Origin of the sequence: Streptomyces panacea, from assembly GCF_040560175.1 — a bacterium.
Taxonomy (GTDB): Bacteria; Actinomycetota; Actinomycetes; order Streptomycetales; family Streptomycetaceae; genus Streptomyces; species Streptomyces panacea.
Genome location: NZ_JARJHW010000261.1, coordinates 1 through 8,053, shown reverse-complemented (window position 1 = coordinate 8,053; position 8,053 = coordinate 1). Strand labels below are relative to the sequence as shown.

At 72.4% G+C, this 8,053-nt stretch carries 6 protein-coding genes; 1 reads left to right on the top strand and 5 read right to left on the bottom strand.

The window, feature by feature from the left end:
• The coding region (locus P3L51_RS33735; RefSeq protein ID WP_354609164.1) for a hypothetical protein at positions 1 to 410 on the bottom strand (410 nt) is incomplete at its 3' end.
• Between the two features lie 220 nt (positions 411 to 630).
• Here P3L51_RS33735 and P3L51_RS33730 point away from each other — a divergent pair.
• Entirely contained in the window at positions 631 to 1,143 is a 513-nt protein-coding gene (locus P3L51_RS33730) for a hypothetical protein (RefSeq protein ID WP_354609163.1), read from the top strand.
• 204 nt (positions 1,144 to 1,347) lie between these two features.
• On the opposite strand, the gene P3L51_RS33725 is transcribed toward P3L51_RS33730, so the two are convergent.
• The 4 genes from P3L51_RS33725 to P3L51_RS33710 all read right to left on the bottom strand — a co-directional run bounded on the left by P3L51_RS33725 (position 1,348) and on the right by P3L51_RS33710 (position 7,858).
• Positions 1,348 to 1,521, bottom strand: coding sequence for a sigma-like protein (locus P3L51_RS33725; protein WP_354609162.1), 174 nt, complete (start codon positions 1,519 to 1,521; stop codon positions 1,348 to 1,350).
• A gap of 318 nt (positions 1,522 to 1,839) precedes the next feature.
• A complete protein-coding gene (gene afsR, locus P3L51_RS33720; RefSeq protein WP_354609161.1) occupies positions 1,840 to 4,932 on the bottom strand; it encodes an SARP-family global regulator AfsR in 3,093 nt (1,030 codons plus the stop codon).
• Positions 4,933 to 5,104: 172 nt separating this feature from the next.
• Positions 5,105 to 6,217 (bottom strand): hypothetical protein, encoded by a 1,113-nt coding sequence (locus P3L51_RS33715; protein ID WP_354609160.1) that lies wholly within the window; start codon positions 6,215 to 6,217, stop codon positions 5,105 to 5,107.
• Between the two features lie 102 nt (positions 6,218 to 6,319).
• Entirely contained in the window at positions 6,320 to 7,858 is a 1,539-nt protein-coding gene (locus P3L51_RS33710; RefSeq protein ID WP_354609159.1) for a CehA/McbA family metallohydrolase, read from the bottom strand.
• Between the last annotated feature and the right edge of the window lie 195 nt (positions 7,859 to 8,053).

Sequence of the window (8,053 nt, the reverse complement as noted above, 5' to 3'; positions counted from 1 at the left end):
TGCCGGCCGCTCATCACCGCCGCCGCGATCAGCAGCAGCACCCCGCCGCCGAAGGCAGCGGCGACGCCGAGGCCGACACCCGTGCCGTCGCTGGTCAGCTTGAGACCGTCGGCGCGCTGTCCCTGGCGCACCATCCACAGGATGGTGAATCCGAGCACGATCACCCCGGACAGTGCCACCAGCAGCCGCGAGCGCAGCACCAGCCCGAGCAGGGTGACCAGCGCGGCGAAGACGAAGGGCAGCAGGAGCGATACCCACAGGTCGGAGCTGGTGCCGGTGATGCCGTTGAACAGGTCCTCGACGCGGTAGTCCCGGCCGTGCCGGCCGTCGTACCAGGCCTGGAACGGGCTCGCCACCGCCGCGGCGGCCCCGATGACGGCGAGGACCGACCCGATGATGTTGCGGACCATCGACGGCCTCCTTGGATGGGCGTGCGGAGCACAGCTGCCGAAATTCGACGCTACGCCCGGGAACCAGGGGCCGCCAGATTTGGTCCCGTGCACCGAGGTCCTGTGCTCCGGGCACCCCTCGCGCGTGCGCCGAGCACCCTTCACGCCCTGCTAGGGTGACATGTGCTCGACAAAAGGGCATCAACAGTGACCAACCGCACCATTTTCAACGGGGGTTGAAATGAAAATTCGCCATGTCCGCGCCATAGCCGTCTTCGGTATCGCCATCGTCGCGCTGACCGGCGCCCGTGGCTCCGGCGGCGGTGGCTGCTCCAGCTCCAGCAGCGGTTCCGGCTCCAGCGGTGGCAGCCACTCGGACAGTGACTACGACGACGACTACGACAGCGACAGCACGTCGGGTTCCACCACCACGGGAGGCTCCGTGACGGGTGGCAGCTCGGCCGACGCGGCCCGCGACCTGACCATCGCCGGCTGCAAGTACGACACGGCCAAGCAGAGCTTCGTCGCGACGGTGACCGCCAACAACAGCGGCGCCGTGGACTACACCTACTCGTTCACGGTGGAGTTCACCGACTCCTCCGGCGCGACGGTCGGCACCAGCGCCGGCAGCCTCTCCGGCGTGACGGCGGGCGGCTCCGACAGCGTCGAGGTCGTCGCCGTGGACATGTCCGGCGAAGAAGGCGCCTCCGGCGGCGAGTGCACGGTCGACAACGCCATCCGCACCTCTGCCTGAGAGCACATGAGAGCACCTGGGAACACCTGAAAGACAGAAGAACGACGGTCGGCGGGACCCCCTGAACGGTCCCGACTTCCGTCGTTCTTCTGTCTTTCACCCCCCGCCGGGCCCGGTCGCGGCAGCTCCCCTCCCCGCCGCCGCGACCGCGACCCGTACTGCCCCCGTGCTACGTCCCCCGTAAGAACTCCCCCCGTGCGACCGCTACTTCGGCGGCGTGGGCGAGTGGTGGTCGCCCTGCGTCGTCACGCCACCGTCCTTGGGCGGCGCGGGCGCGTGGTTGTCGCCCTGCGTGGTCACGCCACCGTCCTTGGGCGGCGCCGGCGAGTGGTGGTCGCCCTGCGTGGTGATGTCGTCCGCGTTCTTCTCGGTGCTCATCTTTTCCCCCTTGGGATCGCACTACGTCTTACGAGGCGGCCTTCTGCCCGGATACTCCCCCGAGGTCTCCGGGCAGAAGGCCTGGTGGACCGCCCGGCCCCATACGGAGCTGGTGGTCCCAAGCGACCCGTCTGCCCCCCGAGGCGACGGATCGAATATGCACTGGAGCATGCCGAAAGAGCATAAACATTCGATGAACGCCCAGGCCGGGCACCCCGTAGAACATCGGATGTCCCTCGGGCCACTCACGCCGCGCCGAGCGGGACGCACCTGGGACGCACGTCCCGCCGAGCGGGCTCGCGCCGTGCGGAGCCGGACTCATGCCGCGCTGAGCGGGGCTTCGAGCAGCCCCCGTACCTCCTCGGCCTCCGCCACGTCCGACCGGCCGAGCAGCGACAGCGCCTCGCGCCAGCACACCCGCGCCCGGTCCGCCTGCCCCAGGTTCTCCAGCGCCTTGCCCAGCGTGATCAGGACGTTGGCCCTCGTCCGGTCGCCGCCGATGCAGCCCATCGCGAGCGCCTGCTCGGCGTGCTGCGCGGCCGCGCCGGCGCGCCGGGCCGCCAGATGGGCCTGGGCGATACGGAAGTGGGTCGTGCCCTCCCACAGCCGCTGCCGGTTCGCCTCGAACCCCGCCAGCGCCTCGCCCAGTTGCTCCAGCGCCTCGGCGTGCCGCCCGGCGTGCGTGAGCGCGATGCCCAGCGCGAAGCGGGCGTTGGAGAGCCGCAGGGTGTGACCGATGCTGTCGTAGACCTGGACGCCCTGCTCGGCCAGCGCTATCGCCCGTGACGTACGGCCCATGGAGTGCTGGATGCGCGAGAGGTTGCACAGGGCGCTCGCCTCGCCGGGGCGGTTGCCGTCGGCGCGGGAACCCTCCATCGCCTTGAGCAGATGCGCCTCGGCGTCCTTGAAGCGGCCCTGGTTGAAGGCGATGATGCCCCGGTCGTTGTCCGACCAGTAGACCGGCGCCGGGTCCTGTACGGACTCGGCCAGCGCCGCCGCCTGCCGGGCCTCCTCGTCCGCGTCCTCGTAACGGCCCGCCACCAGATGGACGTTGGTCATCGAGGTCCGGGCGCGGCCCTCCGTACGGGCGTCGCCCGCCTCGCGGGCCGCGGCGAGCGCCGAACGGGCCGCCGCCTCGTACGACTTGGAGTTGGCACCCGACTCCGCCAGGTCCTGCGCGGCCCACAGCAGGTCCACGGCGACCCGCAGCCGGGTCCCGCCCGCCGCCTGCCGCGCGCACGCCAGCAGGCAGTCGGCCTCCGCGTACAACCAGTCCTGCGCCTCCTGGCGGTCGGTGAAGACCAGGCCCTCGTACTCGGTCGGCTCCAGATGGTCCTTGAGCCGGTCGCCCGGCCGCTCGATCGTGTACACCCGCGCGGCCGTCGCCAGATAGAAGTCCAGCAGCCGGAAGAGTGCCGAGTCGATGCCGGTGGGCGGCTGTTCGTCGCGGTCGGCGCAGGCGCGTGCGTAGAGCCGGACCAGGTCGTGGTAGCGGTAGCGGCCGGGCGCCGCCGACTCGACGAGGGAGGTGTCCACCAGGGACTCCAGCAGATCCTCCGTCTCGTGCGGCGGCAGATCCAGTACGGCGGCGGCCGCCGCCAGCGAGATGTCCGGGCCGTCGGCCAGCCCCAGCAGCCGGAACGCGCGGGCCTGCGAGGGCTCCAACTGGCCGTAGCCCAGCTCGAAGGTCGCCTTCACCGCCAGGTCGCCCGCCTGGAGTTCGTCCAGCCGCCGGCGCTCGTCGGCGAGCTTCGCCGCGAGCACCGAGACCGTCCAGGTACGGCGCGAGGCCAGCCGGGAGGCGGCGATACGGATGGCGAGCGGCAGGAATCCGCAGGCGGCGACCACGTCCAGCGCCGCCTCGCGCTCGGAGGTGACGCGCTCCACACCCACTATGCGGGTGAACAGCTGGAGCGCCTCCTCCGGCGACATCACGTCCAGGTCGACCAGGTGGGCGCCCTCCAGATCGACCATCCGGACGCGGCTCGTGACGAGCGCGGCGCAGCCCTCCGTACCGGGCAGCAGCGGGCGCACCTGCGCGGCGTCACGCGCGTTGTCGAGCAGGATCAGGACCTGGCGGCCGTCCAGCGCCGAGCGGTACAGCGCGGAGCGCTCGTCCAGCGAGACCGGGATCGCCGAGTCGGGTGTGCCGAGCGCCCGCAGGAACGAGCCGAGCACCGCCTCCGGTTCGGCGTAGCGCGCGTCCGCGCCCTGGAGGTCGACGTACAACTGGCCGTCGGGGAAGCGCGGTCGGGCCGCGTGCGCGACATGCACGGCGAGCGTCGTCTTGCCCACGCCGCCGATACCGGCGAGTGCGGAGACCGCCATCACCGATCCCTCGGCGCTCGCGAGCCGGCTGCCCAGCTCCCGTACGAACAGGTCCCGGCCCGTGAAGTCCGGCACCGTGGCGGGAAGTTGGGCGGGCCGGGTGAAGGTCGCGACCGGCGCGGTCTCCTCCACCGGGCGGGCCAGCTCGGCGTCCGCCTGGAGGATGCGGTGCTGGAGCCTGGCGAGTTCGGGGCGCGGGTCCACACCCAGTTCGTCGGCGAGGAGGCGGCGCGTGTCCGCGTACACGGCCAGCGCCTCGGCCTGTCGGCCGCTGCGGTAGAGGGCCAGCATCAGCAGCTCGCGCAGGCGCTCGCGCAGCGGCTGCGCGGCGGTCAGCGCGGTGAGCTCGGAGACGGCCTCCGCGTGCCGGCCCAGCTCCAGGTCTATGTCCAGCCGGTGCTCGACGAGTTGGAGGCGCCACTCGTCGAGCCGGTGGCGCTCGGTCTCGGCGTACGGACCGGGCACGGACGCCAGCGGCTCGCCGTCCCAGAGACCCAGGGCCTTGTTGATCAGCAGCCGGGCCTGCCGGCGGTTGCCCGAGGTCCGCTCCTTCTCGGCGGCTGCCGCCAACTCCTGCGCCATGCTCAGGTCCAGGGCGTCGGCCCTGGTGTGCAGGGCGTAGCCGCCGGACTCGCTGACCAGGACACCGGGGGTGAGGATCTTGCGCAGGCGGGAGGCGTACGTCCGTACGGCGGCGAGCGCCTGGGAAGGGGCCGACTCGCCCCAGATCGCGTCGATCAGCTCCCCGGCGGTGGCGGTACGGCCGTCGCGCAGGAGCAGGGCGGCGAGCAGCGCGCGCTGCTGGGGCGAACCGGGCGGCAGCAAGTCGCCGCCGCGCCAGGCGCGTACGGGGCCGAGCACGCTGAAGCGCAGCTCGCCGACGGGGGGCGCCGGGGCCGGGGTGGGCGCGGCCGGGGCGCTTGGCGCGGGTCCGGGCGCGGCCGGGGCGCTGCCGCTCGGCGCGCTGCTCGGTGAGGGCATCGCGGTGCTCGGCGCCGTGCTTGTGGGCGTGCTCGTCGCTGTGCTGTCCAGTGTGGCCGGAGTCCGCTGCTCCGGTACGCGCGGCCCGCTGTCACGGTCCATAGCTTCCCCTGCCCCCGAACTGCCGGTATCGCCCCCGACAGTCTGCCTTGTCCGGAGTGGCGGCGTCAGCCTCGGGCGGGGGTCTGCACAAGCCCTCGACACGGTAAAGGACGACGACCCTCCGGGTAAATCCTGAACATCGTGAACACCCGGAACCGGCGGTGACGGGAGCTCACCCCGCCGACGGCAGGCGACGCTCCGACGGCAGGCGCAGATCCGTGCAGCCGTGCCGCTCCGCCGACCGCTCGGCGAACTCCCGGAACGCGGGCAGCCCGAAGGTCTCCTCGCCCTTCTCACCGGGCAGCCACACGGTGGCGGCCTCGGGCGGCACGATCGCGGTGAACCGGGCGCGCTCGGCATCGCCGTGGCAGTCGGCGCTCGCCCAGGCGCCGTTCTCGCCGACTCCGGCCCTCGCCTCCGAGTTGACGTCGGCAGGGTCCCGCCCGAGCAGCGCGTCCGGGCCGAAACGGGCGGTGAAGACGTAGGGACTGTCGAAGTAGTGCGAGGCGATGACACGACAGGTCTCGTACACCGAAGCGCCACCGACCGCGGTCTCCTCCATCTCCTCCAGCCGCTTGTCGCGGGCGAAGGGCAGACCGGCGCAGGTGCCGTCGGCGGCGGCGACCGATTCGGGCTCGATGACCGTGGGGGGCAGCGCCCGCAGGGGGTCGCCCGGCTCGGCGTCGCAGTCCCACTTCGCCGCGGCCTTGACGGCCGTGGCGACGGCGAACCGGGCCCAGAACAGATCGCTGTCGAGCCACCCGTCGTCCGACGCCCGACGAGCCTCCGTCTCCTCCTGGCCGATCCTGTCGAGGTAGGAGCCGACCGTCACCGCGACGCGGTCCTCGCTGCCACGGCAGCCGACCAGGACCCGGACCGAACCGCCGTCGATCGCACCGCGCCAGCCGCCGGGCAGCGGAACGGGCGGCAGGCTGCCACTGAAGTGCGGCACGGCCCGCTCCAGGTCCGGGTTCTGGTGCTCCCCGGCGCGGAGTCGGGCCACGGTCACCTCCGCCGGGGCCGAGCCGAGACGGCAGAAGTGCGCGTCCGGACCCAGGGTGATGTCGCTCGCCAGATTCGTGCCGGTTCGCAGGCCCTCGAACTGTGAGGACTTCTCGTGAGCCGGCAAGCCCCCGCAGAAGGTCTTGACGGCCTTCTCGTAACTCCGGCGCTCAGGGGTGCCGCTCTTCTCCCACCAGATCCAGCCCGCCAGGACCACCAGGACCAGCGCCCCGGCCGTCCACGCCGCCCACGCTCGCCAATTGACCCCCGTCGTACGTGCCATGCCCGCCCTCGCCCTTTCCCTGCCGGATCACTCACACTACGGCGGGGCGGAGGCGGGCCGGAAGCGGGTCGGAAGCCGGACGGAGGCGGGTCCGACAGGGGCCTACGCGCCCTCACGCCCCAGGAAAACCGGATTCGTCAGCGCGACGAAGTTGCCCGGGAGGGGCGGGGCCGTCGCTGGCCGGCGTACCTCGGCGCGTACGTACGTCGCGTACTCGGCCGTCGTACGCCACTCCACCGTCCCCGTCCCCGACTCCGGCAGCGTGACGGTGTGCAGCGTCCCCTGGTCGGTGACGATGCGCGCCGAACTGCCCGCCGGGGCGCCGGTGACCTCCAGACGTACCGTCACCGGGTCGTCGTCGGCCACCCGCAGCCGCTCGCCGATGCCCGCGTGCAGTCCGCGACCGCCCGACGCGCCGAAGGTCAGGGACACCGCCGCCGACTCCGCGATGTAGCTGCGGCCCGCGCGGATACCGGCCAGGATCGCCTTGCGGGACAACTCGTCGGCCAGGACGACCGTCTGCGGGGTGCCGATCGGTTCGGGGTCTCGGTGCGCGTCGCTGCTCCCCATCGCCGGGGTCCACGGCCGCCCCGAACGGGCCGACGAGACAAGGGTGTTGTCCCAGGAGGCCAGGGCGACCTCGTCCTCCGGGGTGAAGGGACCGTTCCACACCTCCACCGCGTCGGCGTCCCCGAAGCCGAACTTCCAGTTGCAGCCGATGCAGGTGGCGTGCGGATGCGCGGGCACGACCAGACCGCCCGCGCGCCGTACCTCGCGCGCGTAGTGCCCGAAACGGTTGTCGCGGGCGCGGTAGCGCCAGTCGACGAACGTGCCCGCGTCCATGCCGATGGCCACCACATGGCCGTTACGGGTGGTGATCTCCTCGCCCGTGAGGATGAGCAGGTCGTCGCCCCACAGGCCGTCCCAGGCGGCGTGCGAGGAGGAGGTGTTGTGCTCGCTGGTGTTGATGAAGTCCAGCCCGGCGGCCCGCGCGCCCGCCGCGATCTCGGCGGGGGTGCGCCTGCCGTCCGAGTGCACGGAGTGCAGATGGCAGTCGCCCCGGTACCAGGCGCGCCCGCGTCCCTTGGCCCGCTCGGGCGGGTGGACCGGTCGCGGGGTGCGGCCGGGGGCACCGTACGCGAGGGTGATCGTGACCTCGTACGCGAGCCCTTCCGGCGCGACGGTGTACGGCGCGAGCGCGATGTGCCACGTCCCGGACCGCACCGGGCCCGGCAGATAGCCGGGGGTCGCCTCGTCGGCGCGGATGAAGAACTCCGTGCGCGCGCCGCCGGACCAGCCCCGGAAACCGTCCCCGCCCAGGTCGGTGCCGCGCTCGTCGAAGATGCCGATGTCGAGGGCGTTGCCCTGGGTGCCGGCGGGGACGGCGGGCCGCTGGTAGCTGTACGCGACGCGGATCTCGCGCACGCCACGCGGCACCTCGACCGGGAGGTAGACGAAGTCGGGGGAGCCGGGCGGCAGGGTGCCGCGTACGGTCCTGGCCTCTTCCTGGCCGCTGTCGCCGCCGCTGCCGCCGGGTGCCGCGTTCGCGAAGCTCACGCTGCCCAACGTAAGGGCCGCGGCGGCTCCGGTCACGAGCAGACCGCGTCTGCCCATCGCGTGTTCGGTGTGGTCGTTGCACATGCCGGCGGCTCCCCAGGAGTGTCGAGAGGGACAGGAATGGACAGGAGTGGTGCACTCGAACCCTGGTATTGAGCCGTGAACGGGCGGGCAAGGGAAGGGGTTCGGCAGGTGGTGCGTACATTGCCAATGACCGGCCCGCCCGCATCACCCCGCCCGGGCGGGGCACAGGTGTGAACGCCTGTCTCTTATACACAT